The sequence below is a fragment of the Marisediminicola antarctica genome (genome assembly GCF_009930795.1).
Taxonomy (GTDB): domain Bacteria; phylum Actinomycetota; class Actinomycetes; order Actinomycetales; family Microbacteriaceae; genus Marisediminicola; species Marisediminicola antarctica.
The window spans coordinates 1,195,945-1,214,815 of sequence record NZ_CP017146.1; the positions used below are offsets into that span (position 1 = coordinate 1,195,945).

Consider the following 18,871-nt stretch of genomic DNA (forward strand, 5'->3'; position numbering starts at 1 on the left):
GCTGAACTGTCGCCACCTCGCCCACATTGTATAGACGGCTGTCTATACTTAGGTGGACATCGAGCCGAGGAGTCACCATGTCCGACAAGCCCACCGTCCTATTCGTCTGCGTGCACAACGCCGGGCGCTCCCAGATGGCCGCCGGCTACCTCAAGCACCTCTCCGCGGGCGCCGTCGAGGTGCTCTCGGCAGGCTCAGAGCCCAAAGACCAGATCAACCCGACGGCGGTCGAGGCGATGGCCGAAGACGGCATCGACATCACCGGCAACGTTCCCAAGATCCTCACCACCGAAGCGGTCAGGGAGTCCGACGTCGTCATCACGATGGGCTGCGGCGACACCTGCCCGATCTTCCCTGGAAAGCGCTACGAGGACTGGGAGCTGGCCGACCCCGCTGGCCAGGGCATCGACGCCGTGCGCCCGATCCGCGACGACATCAAGGCGCGCATTGCGAAGCTGCTCGACGAGCTGCTCCCCGCGAGAGTCTGACCATGACGGATGCTGGAATCGGGGTCAGGCGCGGGCTGCCCGGCCTGACCTACCCAGAGGAGTACCTCAAGCGGCTCGCGGGGGAGCTCACCGCGAAGTTCGCCGGAGTCTTCAGCGCCGAGACCGTCGAGCGCTATGTGCTCGAGTCGTACACGGCGCTGCTGCGCACCTCCACGGTCACCGCCCACCTCGCCTCGCGGACGGTGCGCTTCGCAACCGACCGCCTCACAGCGCTCGCGCAGGCCAAGGGATCGCTCGGGGTCGGCGTGCCGGAGATCCTCTTCGTCTGCGAGCAGAACGCAGGCCGGTCCCAGATGGCGGCGGTGCTGACGACACATCTGGCGGGCGACAGCGTGCACGTGCGCTCGGCGGGGTCCGCTCCGGCGCGCGAGCTGAACCCGGCGGTGATCGCGGTTATGGAGGAACTCGGCCTCGATATGGCCAAGGAGTTCCCGAAGCCGCTCACTGACGATGTCGTGCAAGCGGCGGATGTCGTGGTCACGATGGGCTGCGGCGACGCCTGCCCGGTCTACCCCGGCAAACGCTATCTCGACTGGGGCCTCACTGACCCGGCCGGCGAGTCGATCGAGACGGTGCGCGGCATTCGTGACGAGATCAGCGCGCGGGTTACCGCAATGCTCGGCGAGCTCGCACGCGACTCGGGCGCGTAGCGCGGGGCACGACGCTTCGTCTGCGTGCGTGGCGTGCGTCGCGTGCGTCGCGTGCGTCGCGTGCGTCGGTGTGCTCGGAGTGCGTCGGCGTGCTCGGAGTGCTCACGTGGGACCGGTGGTCGGTTTGTCCCGGATCAGTAATCTAGCGGAGGAGTTCCTGCGGACACGCCGGTTTCGACCGTCGTGGGACTCGGCATGTTGCCGTTTCTCCTGCGTTGCGTGCGTGCGTGCGTGCGTGCTTTCGGCGTGCGTGCTTTCGACGTGTCGTGTGGATGCTGCGGGGCGTGTGGATGCTGTGGGGCGAGTGGCTGCGTGTGGCTGCGTGTGGGAGGAAATCGTGTACGCCAGCATCCCGGTCCCGGGCCCGCCCGCGTCGGGGCGACCTAACCGAGGAGATTCTGCGACACGCAGCGTTGCGCGGCGCCGCAGCTCGGCGGGGCGCCGGAAGTCCTCTGTACCTTCGCGGGCGCGACGCCTGCGCGACACCTGCGCGTCACCCGCGCGTCACCGGCGCGTCACCGGCGCGTCACGCACGCCCGCGAAGATCGCCGCAGCCGCCGAGCTCGTCGAGCGACGATGCCTGATGGGTCGATAATTGGGGGTCTGGCACCGAATGGTGCGGCGGTCCGTTCCGGGCCGCGCGGCGCCTACCGAAGCGCCAGAGTTGAGTCGGTGGCTGAGAGGAGGGGCGCGGGATGAGCGTGACTCTCGACAACCAGACCGTGCTTGAGGCCGGAGCCAGGGTGACCCACGCCCGCACCCTCGTCGACATCCTCGCCGAGACCGCCGTGCGGCATCCGGATGCCCTCGCGCTGCTCGACGCCGACGGGGCAGTGAGCTACCGCAGGCTCGTGCGGATGGTCAGCGACCGCGCCGCGCAGCTGGCCCGCAGCGGCGTGCACCGCGGCGACCGGGTGGGCATTCGGATTCCGTCCGGATCGCGTGAACTGTATATCTCGATTCTGGCGACCCTTGTCGCCGGTGCCGCGTACGTTCCTGTCGACGCGGACGATCCCGAGGAGCGCGCGCACCTCGTCTTCGGCGAGGCCGGCGTCGTGGGGGTGATCGGTGCGGACGGGGTGCTCGCGCCGCACAGCCAGGAGGCGGTGCGCGCCGCGCCATCCGACGCCCCCCGCCCCGAGGGGATCGAGACGCCGACGCCGGACCACGACGCCTGGGTGATCTTCACCTCCGGGTCGACCGGTGTGCCCAAGGGCGTCGCCGTGACCCACCGCTCCGCCGCCGCGTTCGTCGACGCCGAGGCTGGGCTCTTCCTCGTCGAGGAGCCGATCGGTCCCAGCGACCGGGTTCTCGCCGGGCTCTCGGTCGCGTTCGACGCGTCCTGCGAAGAAATGTGGCTCGCCTGGCGCAACGGCGCGTGCCTCGTTCCCGCCCCGCGCTCGCTCGTGCGGTCGGGTGCCGACCTCGGCCCGTGGCTTATCGCCCACGGAATCACCGTTGTCTCCACCGTGCCGACCCTCGCGGCGCTCTGGCCGGAGGAGTCGCTCGAGCTCGTTCGTCTTGTCATCTTCGGCGGGGAGGCCTGCCCTCCCGACCTTGCCGACCGCATCACGGTGCGCGGCCGTGAGGTGTGGAACACCTACGGGCCGACCGAGGCGACCGTGGTGTCGTGCGGCGCACTGCTCGGCGGCGATGGCCCGGTGCGCATCGGGCTGCCGCTCGACGGCTGGGACCTCGCCGTGGTCGACCCCGCTGGCGCACGTGTCGCCGAGGGCGAGACGGGCGAGCTCATCATCGGCGGGGTCGGCCTCGCCCGCTACCTCGATGCCGCAATGGATGCCGTGAAGTACGCGGCTATGCCGTCGCTCGGCTGGGATCGCGCCTACCGCAGCGGAGACCTCGTGCGCTTCGAGACCGAGGGTCTCGTCTTCGTCGGTCGCGCCGACGACCAGGTCAAGCTCGGCGGGCGCAGGATCGAGCTCGGCGAGGTCGAGGCCGCGCTGCAGGGTCTCGACGGAGTGGCCGGCGCCGCGGCGGCCGTGCAGACCTCGGCATCCGGCAACCACCTTCTCGTCGGCTATCTTGCCCTGACCGAGCCCGCGGTGCTGTTCGACCGGGTCGCCGCGGTCGAGCGCCTCCGCGCCGAGCTCCCCTCCGCACTCGTGCCGCTGCTCGCGATCGTCGACTCGCTTCCGACGAAGACCTCAGGCAAGGTCGACCGCGCCTCCCTGCCGTGGCCGCTCCCGACCACGGTGGGGGAGCCGACGGATGCGGGACTGACGGCGACGGCCGCGTGGCTCGCCGACAGGTGGACCGCGATCCTCGGCGTTCCCGTGGCCGGTCCCGACGATGACTTCTTCGCCCAGGGCGGCGGTTCTCTCTCCGCGGCCCAGTTGATCTCCGCTATCCGTGAGCGCTTCGCCGACACCCGCGTGTCGGACATCTACGACCACCCGCGGATCGGTTCCCTCGCGGACGAGCTCGACGGCCGCGCACCGCACGTGCGGGCGACACCTCGCGAGGTGCTGCCGACGCCGCTCTCCAGCCGGATCGCGCAGACGCTCCTCGGCATCCCGCTGCACATCCTCGCCGGGGCGAGGTGGCTCGTCTACCTCGCCGCGGCGAACAACCTGCTCGCGGCCTGGTCTCAGCTCGCGTTCCTGCCGCAGCTGTCCTGGTGGTGGATCGGCGTGGGATTCCTGCTGTTCGTGACTCCGCCCGGCAAGATGGCGCTGACCGTCGTTGCCGCACGGCTGCTGCTGCGCGGAGTCGCCCCCGGTGACTACCCCCGCGGTGGATCGGTGCACCTGCGGCTGTGGCTCGCCGAGCAGGTCGCGCTGCTCGTGAACCCCGCGAGCGCGGCCGGCGCCCCCTGGATCAGCTACTACGCGCGGGCACTCGGCGCCCGCATCGGCGTCGGCGTCGACCTGCACACCCTCCCGCCGGTGACCGGGATGCTGTCGGTCGGGCACGGGGCATCGGTCGAACCCGAGGCCGACCTCTCCGGGTACTGGATCGACGGCGATATCCTGCGCCTCGGCCACATGCACATCGGCGCTGAGTCGCGGGTCGGCTCGCGCAGCACCCTGCTCGGAGGGGCGAGCATCGGGCGCGGCTCCGAGGTCGAGCCGGGCTCCGCGGTCTCCGGCCGAGTGCCGGCGGGGGAGCGCTGGGCGGGATCGCCGGCCGGTCGAGTGGGCTCGGCGAAGAAGTCCTGGCCGGCGGAGCGGCCGCCGCGCGGCACCCGCTGGCTTATCGCCTACGCGGTCGGATCGATCGCGATGGCCGCGATGCCGGCATCCGCAGCCCTTCTCGGTGTCGTCATCGTCGGGGCTGCGATCGGCCAGGCGCCGAGCCCGGCGGAGGCGGTGGCGCGCGCCGTTCTGGCGACGCCGCTCGCGACGGTCGCCGCGGGGCTCGCCTTTGCGTTCACGGTGATCGCGGTCGTGCGCCTACTCGGGATCGGCCTCGTCGACGGGCACTTCCCGGTGCGCAGCCGCATCGGCTGCCAGGTGTGGATGACCGAGCGGATCCTCGACAGCGCGAGGACCCTGCTGTTCCCGCTCTACGCGAGCCTCATCACGCCGTTCTGGCTGCGAGCCCTCGGCGCGAAGGTCGGCGCAAACGTCGAGGCGTCGACCGTGCTGCTCATCCCAGCACTCACCACGATTGCGCCGGGCGCGTTCCTCGCCGACGACACCATGGTCGCCACCTACGAGCTCGGCGGCGGCTGGCTCCGCATCGGCCGCGCGAAGATCGGCCGGCGCGCGTTCCTCGGCAACAGCGGGATGATCGGACCCGGCCGCACGGTGCCGCGCAACGGTCTCGTCGCGGTGCTGTCCGCGACCCCGCGCAAGGCCAAACGCGGCTCAAGCTGGCTCGGCAACCCGCCAGTGCGGCTGCGGCGCACCGTCACCGACTTCGACGAGGCGCGCACCTTCCACCCGCCGGCGCGCCTCCGCGTGGCGCGCGCCCTCTGGGAGCTGCTGCGCATCGTGCCGGTCATCGTCACCGCTCTCATCGCGCTCGGCGTGCTCGTCACCCTCGATGTGCTCTGGTCGGTGCTCGGGCTCGGGGCGGCCGTCGCGCTGTCGGGTGTGGTGATGCTCGCGGCAGGCGCCGTGGCGGCGGGGGTGACCACGTGCGCGAAGTGGGTCTTCGTCGGCCGGATCACGGTCTCGGAGCATCCGCTCTGGTCGTCGTTCATCTGGCGCAACGAGGTTGCCGACACGTTCGTCGAGATGGTCGCGCGCCCCTGGTTCGCCTCGGCCGCCACCGGCACCCCGGCGCTCGCGTTCTGGCTGCGCACGCTCGGCGCGACGGTCGGTCGCGGCGTGTGGTGCGAGTCGTACTGGTTGCCGGAGGCCGACCTCGTCACGATCGCAGACGGGGCAACCGTGAATCGCGGATGCGTGGTGCAGACGCACCTGTTCCACGACCGGGTCATGCAGCTCGACAGCGTGGAGCTGCGCGCCGGATCGACGCTCGGGCCGCACACCGTCATCCTGCCGGCCGCGTCGCTCGACGAGAACGCGACCGTGGGACCCGCCTCGCTCGTGATGCGAGGCGAGCGGGTGCCCGGCGGATCACTGTGGGCGGGCAACCCGATCGCGCCGTGGCACGCGCCGCCGTGGAATACTTGACCCCCGTGCCGTCCAGATCATCGAGCTACGGCTCCGCCTCCCTCGGGGACCAGTACCTGCCGGCGACCGGCAACGGCGGCTATACCGTCGAGCATTACGACCTGGACCTCGACTATCGCGTAGCCACAAACCGCCTGGCCGCGACGGCGGTGATCACGGCCCGCGCCACCATGCGCCTCGAGCGGTTCAGCCTGGACTTCGCCGGACTCACCGTCGAGAAGGTCACCGTTGACGGGGAGCGGCCGCGCAAGACCACCCACACGAGCCGCAAGCTCACCGTCACGCTCGACACCGCGGTCGAGGACGGCGACGAGTTCGAGGTCACCGTGCGCTACCGCGGGGCGCCACGTCCGATCCGCGGCCGCTGGGGTGAGCTCGGCTGGGAGGAGCTCACCGACGGCGTGCTCGTCGCGAGCCAGCCGAACGGCGCAGCATCCTGGTTCCCCTGCAACGATCATCCGAGCGACAAGGCGACCTACCGCATCTCGCTCGCCTGCGAGTCGCCGTACACGGTGCTGGCCAACGGGGAGCTCGCCTCCCGCACCGCACGCTCCGGCCGCACCACCTGGGTCTTCGACACCGTCGAGCCGATGGCGACCTATCTGGCGACGATCCAGATCGGCCGGTACACCTCCAGGGAGCTCGGCACACAGCCGGTCGTGCACACTGCCTACTTCCCGCCGGACCTCGCCCGAGTCGTCGCGGTCGACTTCGAGCGGCTCGGTGACATGCTGGCGCTATTCTGCGACCTGTTCGGCCCGTACCCGTTCTCGTCGTTCTCCGTTGTGGTCACCGCCGACGAGCTGGAGATCCCACTCGAGGCGCAGGGCCTCGCCGTCTTCGGGCGCAACCACATCGACGGCGCCCACGGAAGCGACCGACTCATCGCACACGAGCTCGCCCACCAGTGGTTCGGCAACAGCCTGACGATCACCTGTTGGCAGGACATCTGGCTTCACGAGGGCTTCGCCTGCTACTCCGAATGGCTGTGGGCGGAGAAGAGCGGCGGCCCGACGATCGCGGCGAGCGTCGCGGAGCACCACCGGGTGGTCGACGCGTTGCCCCAGGACCTCGTTGTCGGCGACCCGGGTCCGGCGGCGATGTTCGACGACCGGATCTACAAGCGCGGGGCGCTTGCCGTGCACGCCGTGCGGGTGCAGCTGGGCGACCGGAGGTTCTTCGAGGCACTGCGGGAGTTCGTTGCCACGCACCGCCATGCCGGCATCTCCACCACCGGGTTCGTGGGCTTCTTCGCCGGCTGCGACGGCGACGGCGTTATCGAGCAGCTCGTCGACCGCTGGGTGTTCAGCGCGCCGCTGCCGCCGCTCTAGCGGCCCTGTCGGATGTCCGGCCGCGCGTCGGCGATCACCGCAATCGTGCCGATAAGGCCGGGCCCGGCGTCGAGTGCGCTGAGCTGAAACGACGCGATGGGGACCGGCGCGGCGGGCCAACCGACGAGGGCGGGACGGGGCGCACCTCGCATCCGGCCCGCGAACGACACCTCGAGTTCTCGCGGGTCCACCCGCAGGCCGTCGCCCGTCGCTTTCAGCACGGCTTCCTTCGCGGTCCACATCGCGGTGCGGAGGGCGGGGGAGGCGTCCGCGTCGGCTAGCCGTTCGCGCTCGGCCGGTCCGAACGCGACGTCGTCGAGCGCGGCGCGCGATGCCGCGGCCACACTCTCGATGTCGATGCCGACGGGCCCGGCGAACGACACCGCGATCGCCACGGATCGCCCGGCGCGGCTCAGGCTCAGATCGATGCCATCCACGCCGAGCTCGCCGCAGTGGACGAGAACCGGACGGCCGTGGTCGCCCCCGCATCGCGCACATCGCCGTGAGACCTCGACCTCGGCCGGGGTGACGCCCGTTGCCTCGGCCACGACGCGTACGAGCAGCGCGCGGTCACCGGCGGGTGTCATCGCGCGCTCGCGCAGCACGACCACGACGTGCGGGCCGGATGCCGGTGACCCGGTCACAGGAGGTCGTAGCGTGCGAGCGCGTCGGCGTCGCGCGAATAGGTGGCCGAGCTGCGGGCGGTGTCGAGCGCGATGACGGGGTCGGATTCCGCCTCGGCGAGCGCGAGCAGTCGCTCGGCCTCCGCCAGCCGGGTGCGCGCCTCGGCGCCCGCGCGCGGCCCGACCATGTAGGCGCGGGTCGTGTCGATCTGGCTCCGTGCGGTCAGCAGCGCGCCATCGAGCGCCTCGCGGGCATGGGTCAGCCGCTGCTGCTGGTTGCGCGCCCCCGCCAGGGCGGTGTCGAGCGCGTCGGCGGTCGCCTGGATGCGCGCGATCGCGGCATCCGGATCCGCGGCGCCGTTCGTAGTCACCTCTGCGAGGGTGCGCTCGACCCGGGCGATCGCCTCGGCGATGGCCGAACCGGTGGCAGGGTCGGGCGGGGAGTCGCGCACTCCCCGTGCCGCGGTGACCTCGGAGCGTGCCTCGTCGATGAGCGACGCGAGCCGTGCACTCGCCGACTCGAGTGCGGCGGAGTGCCGCTCGATCTCGTCCAGCAGCTGCGCCGCGCGGCGGGCGTGCTGCTCGCTCGACCGGATCGACACCGACACGGCGGTCGCCCCCGTCCCGTCGAGGTTGTCCGCGGCGCTGTCGGCGCTTGTCCGGGCCGCGTCGAGCAGCCGCTCCGCCTCGTCCGGGATCTCGCGCACCGGTGCGATAGCGGCAGGCGCGTACCGAGAGTGCAGGCGCGAAAGCAGCTCGTGGGCCACCGGGAGCCGGCTCTGCTCCCGGACGATGCGCTCGCGCACCGCCTGGAGGTCATTCGGGGCGTCGCGCTCGGATCCGCGCAGGGAGTCGAAGGCCGCACGCTGCGCCGCGAGCCGGTTGCTCGCTGTTTCGCACAGCATCAGGATTTGACCGTTCCACTCGCGCTGTTGTGTCGGTGTGTCGGATGCGGCGTCATCGAGCCGCTGCTTGAGGACGAAGGCGCTCGCGAGGTCCGCGCTGGCGTTGTCCAGCGCCGCCGCAAGGGTCGCGGCACGCGCGTCTCCGAACTGCGCCACGGCGAAGCCGAGCTCGTCGCGCATCGAGGCGACGTCATCGTCCAGACGCACCAGCGCGATATTCGCGCGGCGGCCGATCTCATCCCGTTTCGGGGCGGTGCTGGCCGCCCGGCCGCGGCGCACGAGCACGGCGAAACCGACCGCGAGCGCGGCGGCGAACAGCAGCCCGATCGTCACGGCGCCGATGCCGGCACCGACGACCGCACCGACGGCCGCACTCGAGTCGGCGACCGCGGTCGAGTCGGCGACCGCGCTCAGCCCGGGAATGGTGCGTGCCAGCATGACGAGCATTTTACGTGTGCTGTGAAACTCCACGCTTTCTCCCAGCGGATTCGGCGTTCCCACGTTAAGGTATCAAGGTGTGGCGTGCTGAGAAACGAGAAGAGACGGGGGACTCCCTGTCCGAATCCGACGAGAACCCCACCCATGCGGAGAGACAAGTGACCAGTCCCCACTCCCTCGCGTCGGGCGACCCGTCCTACCGACTTGGAAACGTCGCCGAGCCGACCTGGACGGGCTGGCGTGACGAGCTGTCCCGCGTCGGCGGTCGCTCGCCGTTGCTTCACTTCGTCGATGCCCCCCGCACCCGTATCGAGCTGAGCACCACCCACCCGGGCGGGCTCGCGCAGTTCATCACGGGGAAGACGACCCTGCTCTCCAGCCTCATCCGCGACGACCTCGCCCTCCGTGCGGCCAAGATGGCCGCGAGCGCGATCGCGACGAAGGGCGTCGAGCTCGCTACTGCCCGGGGCATCGATTCCGTCCACCTCGGTATCGGCATCGCCGAGTGGCAATTCGAGTCAGAGGACTTCTGCGCGCCCATCCTGCTGCGCCCGCTCGCCATCCGGCGCTATGGCCGCGACTTCGAAGTGCGCCTGCGTGGCGTCGCCTTCCTGAATCCCGAGCTCGAGCGCGCTCTCAAGACCCAGTTCGATATCGAGCTCGACGCCGCCGCGTTTGCGGCGCTCGCCGAGTCCGACGGCTCGTTCAAGCCCAACCCGGTTATCGACCGGCTGCGTGGGCTCACCTCACACCTCGAGTGGTTCAACGTGCAGCCGCGGCTCGTCGTCTCGTCGTTCGCCGACGTGCAGAACCGCATGGTGCGCGATGCCGCCGAGCTCGAGAATCCGATTCTCGACGCGCTCGCGGGCAATGCCAACGCCCGCTGGAGCGTGAAGCAGGGCTTCGCGCCGGTCGATCCCCAGCACCAGGACCTCCGCTCACCCGAGACCGACACACTGCTACTCGACGCGGACTCCGAGCAGGAGAACGTCGTCGCGCAGATCGCCGCCGGCAACTCCGTCGTCGTCAAGACGCTACCCGGCACCGGGGGCACCCAGACGATCGTCAACGCGATCGGCAGCCTCGTGGCCCAGAACAAGCGCGTGCTCGTCGTCAGCCCGCGGCGCTCCAGCCTGTCCGGCATTCGCGCCCGCCTGGGCGACATCGGGCTTGGCGGCCTCGCCGTCTCGCCGTCGACGCTGCGGCGCGACCTGATCCAGTCGATCGGGCGCAACGAGAAGGCGAAGCAACCGCAGATCGGGGAGGTCGACGAGGCACTCGTGCGACTGCGGCGCGTGCTGCTCGACTACCGGGGAGCGATCGCCAAGGACGACGATGTGCTCGGCATTTCGGTGCTCGACTGCCTGAGCGAGCTGTCTCGGCTCGCCCTCCTGCCCCAGCCGCCGTCGACGACGGTGCGCCTCAGCCGCAGCTCGGTCGAGGCCCTCGCCACCGAGCGCGTCGAGGCCGCGACCGCGATGGTGCACGCCGCGCAGCTCGGTGAGTTCAAGTACGGCCCGGGCGACTCGCCCTGGTACGGGGCGACCTTCGTGACGAGCGAGGAGGCAAGCGGCGCCCACGCCCTCGCCAAGCGGCTGCACCAGACCGACCTGCCCAGGCTGCTCGTGCGCGCCGGAGAGCTCATCGGCGCGACCCACATGCGCCCGTTCGAGAACATCTCGCAGCTCGGCGTCTACCTGCGCCTGCTCACAGAGATCCGCGACACGCTCGACCGCTTCCTGCCCGTCGTGTTCGAGCGCTCGCTGAGTGAGCTGATCACCGCCACCGCGGCGCGTCGGGATTCGCCCGAGATGTCAGGTGCTAACCGCCGCCGACTCAAGAAGCTCGCCCGCGAGTACGTGCGTCCCGGCGTGCACATCGGCGACCTCCACGATAACCTCGTGCGCATCCAGCAGCAGCGGCTGCTCTGGCAGCGCTTCGTCGCCGAGGGGGCGCCGCCGGAGATCCCCGTCGGCATCGCCGATGTGCAGGCCGCCTGGCAGCGCGTCGAGCAGGACCTCGCGTCGCTTGACCGTCCGCTCCAGGTCACCGTGCCGAGCAAACAGCTCGTCAACCTGCCGATCGCGGAACTCGGCGACCGGCTGACGGCCCTCGCCGCAGAGTCCGATGTTCTGAACAACCTCCAGGAACGGGTGGAGATTCGCCAGCGCCTGCGGATGCTCGAGCTCGACGGCCTGATCGCCGACCTCGCCTCGCGGCACGTACCAGCCGACGAGGTCGCGTCCGAACTCGAGCTGTCCTGGTGGCAGTCGGCGCTGGAGTCGCTGCTCGACTCCGATCGCGCCCTGCTCGGTGCCAACACGTCGGTGCTCGACCGGCTCGAGGCGGACTTCCGCCTTGTCGACGAGGCACACGCCGCAGGCAGTGCCCAGCTGCTCGGCTGGCAGCTCGCGGAGAACTGGAACCTCGGGCTCGTCGACTGGCCGGACGAGTCCGCTTCGCTCAAGATGGCGTTGCGCCGCCCGGAGGTCTCCTCGTCGATCCTGCAGGATGTCGCGCCGCACCTCGCCAGGGCGATCGCGCCCGTCTGGCTCGCCTCGCCCTACGAGGTCGACAGCATCACCGACGCGATGTCGATCGACGCGGTGATTCTCGTGGATGCCGGCGCGATGAGCCTCGCCGAGAGCGTCGGGTCGATTCGTCGGGCGAAGCAGGCCGTCGCGTTCGGCGACCCGGTGACGCAGACTCCCGTGCCCTTCCGCATCTCGATCGCGGACGACTTCGAGAAAGCAGAGCTGCCCCCGGCCGAGCCCGACCTCGACGCCACTCACGCCGACTCGGCCCTCGCGCGCCTCGCCACTCTGCTGCCCACGCTCTCGCTTACCCGCAGCTACCGGGCCGGCGGTGAGGACCTCGCCGAGCTCGTCAACCGGCGGTTCTACGCGGGCAAGATCGACTCGCTGCCGTGGGCGGGTTCGTTCCTCGGTCATCCGAGCCTGCGACTGGATTTCGTGCCCAACGGTCATGGCATGCCCGATTATGACTCCGGGGCGGTCGAGAGCGTCGATGCCGAGGTCGATCGCGTCGTTGAGCTCGTGCTCGAGCACGCCGCAACCCGTTCCAGCGAATCTCTCATGGTGATCACCGCGAGCGCGAAGCACGTCGTGCGGGTTCAGCAGGCGGTGCTCACCGCCGTCGCGACCCGGCCGGAGCTCAACGAGTTCCTCCTCGGCGACTCCGAGGAGCCGTTCACGGTCACGACAATCGACCACGCGGTGGCCGAGAGCCGCGACCGGGTGATCTTCTCGATCGGCTACGGACGCACCCCGCACGGACGGATGCTGTCGGACTTCGGCGCCCTCGGGCATCCGGGTGGCGAGCGCCTGCTCGCCGTCGCCATGACCCGCGCTCGGCGCTCGATGGTGATCGTGACCTGCTTCGAGCCATCCGACATCGACGAATCGCGCATGAACTATGGCGCTGTCGCTTTGGCCGAGATTCTCGCCGATGCGTCTGCGCGGCGCCTGGACGAGATTCCGACCGCGAGCACCGATCCCATGCTCGTCGACCTCGCCCGCCGCCTGCGCCTTCGCGGCCTCCGCGTGGCCGTCGGGCACCGCGGCAAGCTCGGACTCGTTGCATCGCACGGCGGAATGTGCCTCACTATCGAGACCGACTCGCGGCTCATGATCGGATCGGGCGGCCAGCCGTCGAGCCTGCGCGAGTCGCTGCGCCTGCGCCCCGAGATGCTCCGTCGGCTGGGCTGGCACTACCTGCGCGTGCATTCGTTCGAGCTCTTCAGCAACCCCGACGCCGTCGCCGACCGCATCGCGACGATGCTCGGCGTGACCGAGGCGCCGCGCACCGAGCCGATACAGATCATTGACCGCCCACTCCAGTAGCGACCGTCCGGGATTGCAGGGCGCGCCCGGTGGGGCTGTCGATGACGCCGGGGTGGGCGACCCGGCGACCGGTGAGGCCACGCGATGGGGTGAGTCGGTGGGTGAAGCCATGCGACGGGGTGCGGTCGAAGCGGATGTCGCGCGAGAGGGCGAGGTGGCCGGGGACGCCACGCGAAGCGACGCGGCGACTGCGGATGAGGTCCGCGCGCGAGCAGCGGGAACGCGCCGGCGTCGGCGCGTCACGACGCAGGCCGTGCCGGGAAGCGATCCGACACCGCAGAACGAGCCCGCGCGTCACGCCGAGAACGAGAACGACGAGCGGCTGAAGGCCGACAAGCCGCCACATTGGGGCTGACACGCGGTGCGGGCTGAGGGTGCGCCCGCGATAGCGCGTTGTGCCCGCGCGAGCCTGCGATTCGGGAGCGAATTTTTCAATTCGCGGGTGTAGCGCGGTGACGCGGGTGGTCCACCACCCGCGATGACGCGCATGACCGGCGTGCCGGGCGATTGGTGCGGGTTGTTGAGTCTCGCGTTGCGGTGACGCGCGTGGCTGGCGTTGGCATGTTCTACCCGCGATAGCGCGTTGTGCCCGCGATAGCGCGTTGTGCCCGCGATAGCGCGTTGTGCCCGCGATAGCGCGTTGTGCACGCGCGAGCCTGCGATTCGGGAGCGAATCTTTCAATTCGCGGGTGTAGCGCGGTGACGCGGGTGGCCCGCCACCCGCGATGACGCGTCTGACCGGCGTGGCGAGCGATGGGGCGAGGGGGGGTGACACGCACGACCGTGCCGACGCGCGCACTATCTGGCGCGGCGGGGGCCTTCAATGGTGGAGGCCGGCCGCCCGGCTCCCGTGGCACACCAGCCTCGTGGCTAGCGCGCGGTCTGCTGGCTGTGGTTTCCCTCTGGCGAGGGTCGCCCGGCGAGCAGGTCGCGGATCTCAGTGAGCAACTCGGTCTCCGTGGGCGGGAGATCGGCGGGTGTCGCCTCCTCCTCCTGCTTCTGCTTGAGGAACGCGGCCTTCTTGAGGTGGTTGATCGGCAACACGAGAGCGAAGTAGACGACGGCGGCAACGATCAGGAACTGCATCGCCGCAGCAATGACCGCGCCGAACATGAGTTTCGCCGGCTCTCCGGAGGTGGTCGGAATGGTGAGCACCAGTGCCGTGGTCAGGCTCTCCGAGTTGAATAGCGCGCCGATCGCCGGGTTGAAGATGCCGGTGACGAGAGAGTTGACGATCGCCGTGAATGCCGCGCCGATGACCACGGCCACGGCCAGGTCGATCACGTTGCCGCGCAGGATGAATTCTTTGAAACCCTTGATCATGACTGCCCTACTTGGCGACGGATGCGCTGGCCTTGGCCGACGAGGACGAGCCTGCTCCCGACGAGCCGGAGCTACCCGAGCCTGAGCCGGAGCTACCCGAGCCCGAGCCGGAGCTGCCTGAGCCTGAGCCGGAGCTGGAGCTGGATGAGCCTGAGCCTGAGCCTGAGCCTGAGCCGGAATCGGACTTCCCTGATCCGGAATCGGACTTGGCGGCGCCAGCATCCGACTTGCCCGCGCCGGTGGACTCGGACTTGTTGGCCGCGGAGGTCTGGTCAGCGCGGGAGTCGTTGCGGTAGAAGCCCGAGCCGGTGAAGCTCACACCGATCGCGCTGAAGACTTTGCGCAGTCGACCGTTGCAGGCGGGGCACTGCGTCAACGAGTCATCGGTGAACGCCTGCTGAATGTCGAATGCGTTCTCGCACTCGGTGCAGCGATAGGAATAGGTGGGCACGAGGACCTCCGTGTTGATGCCGGTGGGAACTAGAAGGTGACGATCGCGCTCGGTGTGATGACACCGTCCACGCTTTTGTCGTGCACCTCGATGGGCACCGAGTCGACCAGCTCCGTGTCGAATACCACAGCATAGACCGGCGGGCAGCGTTCCATCGATCCGAGAGTGCGGTCGAAGTAGCCTCGACCCCAGCCCATCCGCATGCCGGACCGGTCGACAGCCGCCGCGGGCACGACGATGAGGTCGACGTCGTTGATCGCGATTGGCCCGAGAAGCTCGCCCACGGGCTCGGGCATGCCGTACAGTCCCTCGGTCTCCTGGCGGCCGTCGGTCACGGCCCAGTCAAGCAGGCCGTCGTCTCTGGAGATGGGGACGAGCACCCGGATGCCGCTGCCGATCGCCCACTCCACGAACGGGCGGATGTTGGGCTCGTCAGTCGTGGGCAGGTAGGCGGCGATCGATGTAGCCCGCAGGTGAGTGGCGAGTTCGACGAGGTGCGCGGTCAGTGCGGCCGCGGCGGTGTCACGATCCCGGTCGGTCAACTGGCGGCGACGCTCTCGAAGTTCCACCCTGAGGGCGCGTTTCTGGTGGCTTGCGTCACCCGTCATGCTCGCAATCCTAGGGCAGACGGAAGGGTTCATCTGCGAGAAACCTTCGACCGACTAACCTTGGGGCATGGCATTTGAGATCACCAAAGCAGTTATCCCCGCAGCGGGACTCGGAACGAGGTTCCTTCCCGCGACCAAGGCTATGCCCAAAGAGATGCTCCCGGTTGTTGATAAGCCGGCCATCCAGTACGTGGTCGAGGAGGCCGTCGGTGCAGGACTGCGCGACGTGCTCATGATCACCGGGCGAAACAAGAACGCCCTCGAGAACCACTTCGACCGCGTCGGTGAACTCGAGGCGACCCTCGAGCGCAAGGGCGACACTGACCGCCTGCAGAAGGTCAACTACTCCACCGACCTCGCAGACATGCACTACGTGCGCCAGGGAGACCCCAAGGGGCTGGGCCACGCGGTTCTCCGCGCGAAGATGCACGTGGGGCGGGAGTCGTTCGCGGTGCTCCTCGGCGATGACATCATCGACCCCCGTGACGTGCTGCTGACGCGCATGATCGAGGAGTCGGGAAAGCGCAACGCGAGCATCGTCGCGCTGCTCGAGGTCGACCCGTCGCTCGCCCACATGTACGGGGTTGCGACGATCGAGGAGACCGAGACCGAGGATGTCGTGCGCATCACCGGACTCGTCGAGAAGCCGGCCCCGGGCACCGCACCCTCGAACTACGCCATCATCGGGCGCTACGTCCTTCGACCCGAGATCTTCGAGATCCTCGAGGAGACTCCTCCCGGAAAGGGCGGCGAGATCCAGCTGACCGACGCGCTCGAGACGATGGCGGCGGCGCCGGCGACCGGCGGCGTCTACGGCGTCGTCTTCCGCGGGCGCCGTTACGACACGGGCGACCGGCTCGATTACATCAAGGCGATCGTGCAGCTTGCGGTCGAGCGCGAGGATCTTGGGCCCGACCTTCGTCCGTGGTTGAAGGACTTCGCGGGCAATCTAGACTGACGAAATGGCGACGCCGATTCCCACATTGCGTGAAGGTGCGGTGACGATCCGACCAATCCGTCTTCGTGATGCGCGCGCGCTCGAACGCGAGCTGCTCGACAACCGCGGCTGGTTGCGCAAGTGGGAGGCAACCAACCCGCACGGCCCGATGAGCTTCGACACGCGCGCCAGCATCCGCGGTCTGCAGGCGAACGGGCGCGCAGGCCTCGGGCTCCCGTTCGCGATCGAATATGACGGCGAGTTCGCGGGTCAACTGAACGTGTCGTCGATCACATACGGCTCGCTCGGTTCGGCGACGATCGGATACTGGGTGTCGGAGCGGTTTGCGGGCAAGGGCGTCACCCCCACCGCGGTGGCGCTCGCGACTGACTTCTGCTTCTTTCGCGCGGGTTTGCACCGCATGGAGATCTGCATTCGTCCGGAAAATGTTCCCTCGTTGAGGGTGGTCGAGAAGCTCGGCTTCCGCTACGAAGGGCTCCGCCGTCGCTACATCCACATCAACGGCGACTGGCGCGACCATTTCTGCTTCGCGCTCGTCGTCGAGGAGCTCCCCACGGGCGTGCTCCGCCGCTGGCTGGATGGCCGCGTGCCCGCGGCAAACGCGGTGATTCCGGAGAGCGACCGAAACGCGGCGGGGGTTCCGCTGCGACTCGGCGCGTCGGGCTGACACACCTTCACGAATCGGGCCGATTTTCGGTCACGGCACCTACCGTATAGACATGGGACTCGAGGGTATTGGATCAAGCGTTGTCATCGCTCTCGCGGCGGTTCTCTGGCTCGTCTACCTGATCCCGACCTGGTTCCGCCGGCGTGAGTACCTCTCCACCGAACGCAACGCCGTGCGGCTGCAGCAGACCCTGCGAATTCTGGCCGAGACGGCCGAGGTGCCCGAATCTGTGCGCGCGGAAGCCACCGCCCGCAGCGTTGCTGCCCAGCAGAAGCTGCTCCGCCAGGAGTTCGAGCGGGCCCGGGCGACCGAACGTGCGCGAGAGTCGGCGATGAGCCGCGCAGCAGCCCAGACACCCGCGACCCTCGCGCCCGCAGTCGCGTCGACACTCGCGCCGACGTCGCCCGCCGCGAAGCGGTTGCGCCGCTCCCGGGCCGCGACGACGGCGCTGCTCGCCCTGTCGCTCGCCACTGTCGGCCTCGGATTCGCTCCGGTCGCCGCCGGCGTCTCCACGACCCTCATCGCGAGCGGGCTGCTCGCGGCCACGGCATCCGTGCTGCTCCTGCGCGCGATGGCGGCGGTCGCTCGCGACCGTCGCCGCCGCGCGTTCACCCTGATCGACCGCCCGGCCTCGAGCCGCTTGGTCGACTTCTCCCTCGAGCAGAACGCATCGACACCAGTGAGCGACCCGGCTTGGACGCCCGTTCCGGTGCCCAAGCCGCTCTACCTGTCGAAGCCGCGGACCCAGTCCGTCGCCTCAGCAGCGGCCATCGCCGAGACCCGCACCCGGCTGCTCGCCGAGGCGGAGAAGACCGAGCGCGCCGCCCGGGCGGCCGAGCTGAGCGAGAAGGTCATTCCGATCGTCCGTCCCGCAGCGGCCCCAGAAAGCAGGTTCGCGAGGATGGGCATCGTCGACGAGACCCCGAGCGCTATCACCAACCTCGACGAGGCCCTGCGCCGCCGTCGCGCCGTCTGAGCCCGACCCGGCGCCGACGCGCACATCGGCCCCGTGGAATCCTGATATCGTAAAAGCACTGCGGGCCCTTGGCGCAGTTGGTAGCGCGCCTCGTTCGCATCGAGGAGGTCAGGAGTTCGAATCTCCTAGGGTCCACACCAGCGGTTTCGGGAAATCTCGGGAGAGTTCTCGGTAAATCGCATGAAGCAGCTTGGTTCGGGTTAGATCCCGCGCCAAGCTGCTTCTCTTTTTGCCTTCTCCCACAGGGGATGACTCACCTGGTGCTGGTGCTGGCGCTGGTGCTGGTGCGCGGCTCGGCCTCCGAGGGTGTTCCTCGAAGGAAGAACGCGCCCAGGGTTCCGGCGAGGGTGGCGAACACGGCCACCGAGTATGTTGCCAGCGTGATGTGAAGCACCCGCGGGAATCCATCTGTCGACGTGATCCCCGACCCGGTCACCGTCGTCAGGGCTGCTTCGAAGAGTGCATCTGAGTAGCTGTCGTAGGCGCCAGTCGCGTACAGAAGTTGGCTTGATCCGAGCGCGACGACAGCAGTTACCGCCACCAGCCACGCAATGCGACTGGTCATCAGCCGGCCGGCGGAGCGCGTGCCCCGCACACTTGCCGACAGGATGGCGCCTAAGCGCCCCACTCGGGAGAGACGGAACAGCCTCAGTGCCTGGAGCGATCTGAAGAACCTCAGGAAGGGCACAAGCAGGAAGATCACCTGCCACCAGCTCTTCTTCCAGAACTTGAGCTGGAAGCGCGCAACGTAGGCCCGCAGGAGGAATTCGGCGACGAAGACGAGCCAGAAGACCCAGCCGAGAATGGTCAGTGCGGTGACGAGGGCTTCCTGGGTCGCCACCAGTTGTCCGAGGACGACGAACAGAAAGAGCAGACCGAGTATCCCCATCGGTTTGTCGAGCGACTTCGCGAACGACTCGGCCCGGGTCAATTCCGCCTCGCGCAGCGCTGAGTCGACCTTCACA

General features: G+C 69.3%; 15 protein-coding genes and 1 tRNA gene. 10 read left to right on the plus strand and 6 right to left on the minus strand.

The features are described from left to right. Positions 1 to 77: 77 nt before the first annotated feature. From BHD05_RS05720 to BHD05_RS05735, 4 genes are all read left to right on the plus strand, one after another. Positions 78 to 488 carry an arsenate reductase ArsC gene (locus BHD05_RS05720; protein ID WP_161885583.1) on the plus strand — a complete coding sequence of 137 codons (411 nt, stop codon included), beginning with the start codon at positions 78 to 80 and terminating at the stop codon, positions 486 to 488. Positions 489 to 490: 2 nt separating this feature from the next. Further along, positions 491 to 1,159 (plus strand): arsenate reductase ArsC, encoded by a 669-nt coding sequence (locus BHD05_RS05725; RefSeq protein ID WP_161885584.1) that lies wholly within the window; start codon positions 491 to 493, stop codon positions 1,157 to 1,159. Positions 1,160 to 1,854: 695 nt separating this feature from the next. Continuing rightward, positions 1,855 to 5,763, plus strand: coding sequence for a Pls/PosA family non-ribosomal peptide synthetase (locus BHD05_RS05730; RefSeq protein WP_161885585.1), 3,909 nt, complete (start codon positions 1,855 to 1,857; stop codon positions 5,761 to 5,763). 5 nt (positions 5,764 to 5,768) lie between these two features. Further along, the gene (locus tag BHD05_RS05735) at positions 5,769 to 7,094 is read left to right on the plus strand and encodes a M1 family metallopeptidase (RefSeq protein ID WP_161885586.1); all 1,326 of its coding nucleotides are present in this window, start codon (positions 5,769 to 5,771) and stop codon (positions 7,092 to 7,094) included. On the opposite strand, the gene BHD05_RS05740 is transcribed toward BHD05_RS05735, so the two are convergent. Both BHD05_RS05740 and BHD05_RS05745 read right to left on the minus strand, forming a co-directional pair. After that, positions 7,091 to 7,738: a 4'-phosphopantetheinyl transferase family protein gene (locus tag BHD05_RS05740; protein ID WP_161885587.1), complete on the minus strand. Its 648-nt coding sequence runs from the start codon at positions 7,736 to 7,738 to the stop codon at positions 7,091 to 7,093. The genes BHD05_RS05735 and BHD05_RS05740 overlap by 4 nt on opposite strands. Continuing rightward, on the minus strand, positions 7,735 to 9,060 hold the full coding sequence (locus tag BHD05_RS05745) for a hypothetical protein (protein WP_161885588.1): 1,326 nt from the start codon (positions 9,058 to 9,060) through the stop codon (positions 7,735 to 7,737). Before BHD05_RS05745 ends, BHD05_RS05740 begins: the two co-directional genes overlap by 4 nt. Before the next feature lie 77 nt (positions 9,061 to 9,137). On the opposite strand from BHD05_RS05745, the gene BHD05_RS05750 reads away from it, so the two are divergent. Together BHD05_RS05750 and BHD05_RS05755 are read left to right on the plus strand one after the other, a co-directional pair. Then, positions 9,138 to 12,923, plus strand: a complete 3,786-nt coding sequence (locus tag BHD05_RS05750) for an AAA family ATPase (RefSeq protein ID WP_161885589.1) — start codon at positions 9,138 to 9,140, stop codon at positions 12,921 to 12,923. A gap of 109 nt (positions 12,924 to 13,032) precedes the next feature. Beyond that, positions 13,033 to 13,278: a hypothetical protein gene (locus BHD05_RS05755; protein WP_161885590.1), complete on the plus strand. Its 246-nt coding sequence runs from the start codon at positions 13,033 to 13,035 to the stop codon at positions 13,276 to 13,278. A gap of 515 nt (positions 13,279 to 13,793) precedes the next feature. Here BHD05_RS05755 and mscL read toward each other — a convergent pair. The 3 genes from mscL to BHD05_RS05770 are packed head-to-tail and all read right to left on the minus strand — an operon-like array spanning position 13,794 to position 15,305. Then, positions 13,794 to 14,243 carry a large conductance mechanosensitive channel protein MscL gene (mscL, locus tag BHD05_RS05760; RefSeq protein ID WP_161887370.1) on the minus strand — a complete coding sequence of 150 codons (450 nt, stop codon included), beginning with the start codon at positions 14,241 to 14,243 and terminating at the stop codon, positions 13,794 to 13,796. Between the two features lie 10 nt (positions 14,244 to 14,253). Further along, the gene (locus tag BHD05_RS05765) at positions 14,254 to 14,697 is read right to left on the minus strand and encodes an FmdB family zinc ribbon protein (protein WP_161885591.1); all 444 of its coding nucleotides are present in this window, start codon (positions 14,695 to 14,697) and stop codon (positions 14,254 to 14,256) included. Between the two features lie 29 nt (positions 14,698 to 14,726). Next, entirely contained in the window at positions 14,727 to 15,305 is a 579-nt protein-coding gene (locus tag BHD05_RS05770; protein ID WP_161885592.1) for a 5-formyltetrahydrofolate cyclo-ligase, read from the minus strand. Between the two features lie 67 nt (positions 15,306 to 15,372). On the opposite strand from BHD05_RS05770, the gene galU reads away from it, so the two are divergent. From galU to BHD05_RS05790, 4 genes are all read left to right on the plus strand, one after another. Beyond that, complete coding sequence (galU, locus tag BHD05_RS05775; protein WP_161885593.1) at positions 15,373 to 16,263, plus strand: UTP--glucose-1-phosphate uridylyltransferase GalU; 891 nt, start codon at positions 15,373 to 15,375, stop codon at positions 16,261 to 16,263. A gap of 4 nt (positions 16,264 to 16,267) precedes the next feature. Beyond that, positions 16,268 to 16,930, plus strand: coding sequence for a GNAT family N-acetyltransferase (locus tag BHD05_RS05780; protein ID WP_161885594.1), 663 nt, complete (start codon positions 16,268 to 16,270; stop codon positions 16,928 to 16,930). A gap of 52 nt (positions 16,931 to 16,982) precedes the next feature. Further along, positions 16,983 to 17,906 (plus strand): hypothetical protein, encoded by a 924-nt coding sequence (locus BHD05_RS05785; protein WP_161885595.1) that lies wholly within the window; start codon positions 16,983 to 16,985, stop codon positions 17,904 to 17,906. A gap of 62 nt (positions 17,907 to 17,968) precedes the next feature. Further along, positions 17,969 to 18,041 (plus strand) — tRNA-Ala (locus BHD05_RS05790). A gap of 118 nt (positions 18,042 to 18,159) precedes the next feature. Here BHD05_RS05790 and BHD05_RS05795 read toward each other — a convergent pair. Next, positions 18,160 to 18,870, minus strand: coding sequence for an ion transporter (locus tag BHD05_RS05795; RefSeq protein WP_236966665.1), 711 nt, complete (start codon positions 18,868 to 18,870; stop codon positions 18,160 to 18,162). Position 18,871: the final 1 nt, after the last annotated feature.

What these genes read in the sequence shown, in the direction of transcription:
- BHD05_RS05780 (WP_161885594.1), top strand. Translation starts at nt 16,268, where the DNA reads ATGGCGACGCCGATTCCCACATTGCGTGAAGGTGCGGTGACGATCCGA.
- BHD05_RS05785 (WP_161885595.1), top strand. Translation starts at nt 16,983, where the DNA reads ATGGGACTCGAGGGTATTGGATCAAGCGTTGTCATCGCTCTCGCGGCG.
- BHD05_RS05745 (WP_161885588.1), bottom strand. Translation starts at nt 9,060, where the DNA reads ATGCTGGCACGCACCATTCCCGGGCTGAGCGCGGTCGCCGACTCGACC.
- BHD05_RS05770 (WP_161885592.1), bottom strand. Translation starts at nt 15,305, where the DNA reads ATGACGGGTGACGCAAGCCACCAGAAACGCGCCCTCAGGGTGGAACTT.
- BHD05_RS05725 (WP_161885584.1), top strand. Translation starts at nt 491, where the DNA reads ATGACGGATGCTGGAATCGGGGTCAGGCGCGGGCTGCCCGGCCTGACC.
- BHD05_RS05720 (WP_161885583.1), top strand. Translation starts at nt 78, where the DNA reads ATGTCCGACAAGCCCACCGTCCTATTCGTCTGCGTGCACAACGCCGGG.
- BHD05_RS05755 (WP_161885590.1), top strand. Translation starts at nt 13,033, where the DNA reads ATGCGACGGGGTGCGGTCGAAGCGGATGTCGCGCGAGAGGGCGAGGTG.
- galU (WP_161885593.1), top strand. Translation starts at nt 15,373, where the DNA reads ATGGCATTTGAGATCACCAAAGCAGTTATCCCCGCAGCGGGACTCGGA.
- BHD05_RS05730 (WP_161885585.1), top strand. Translation starts at nt 1,855, where the DNA reads ATGAGCGTGACTCTCGACAACCAGACCGTGCTTGAGGCCGGAGCCAGG.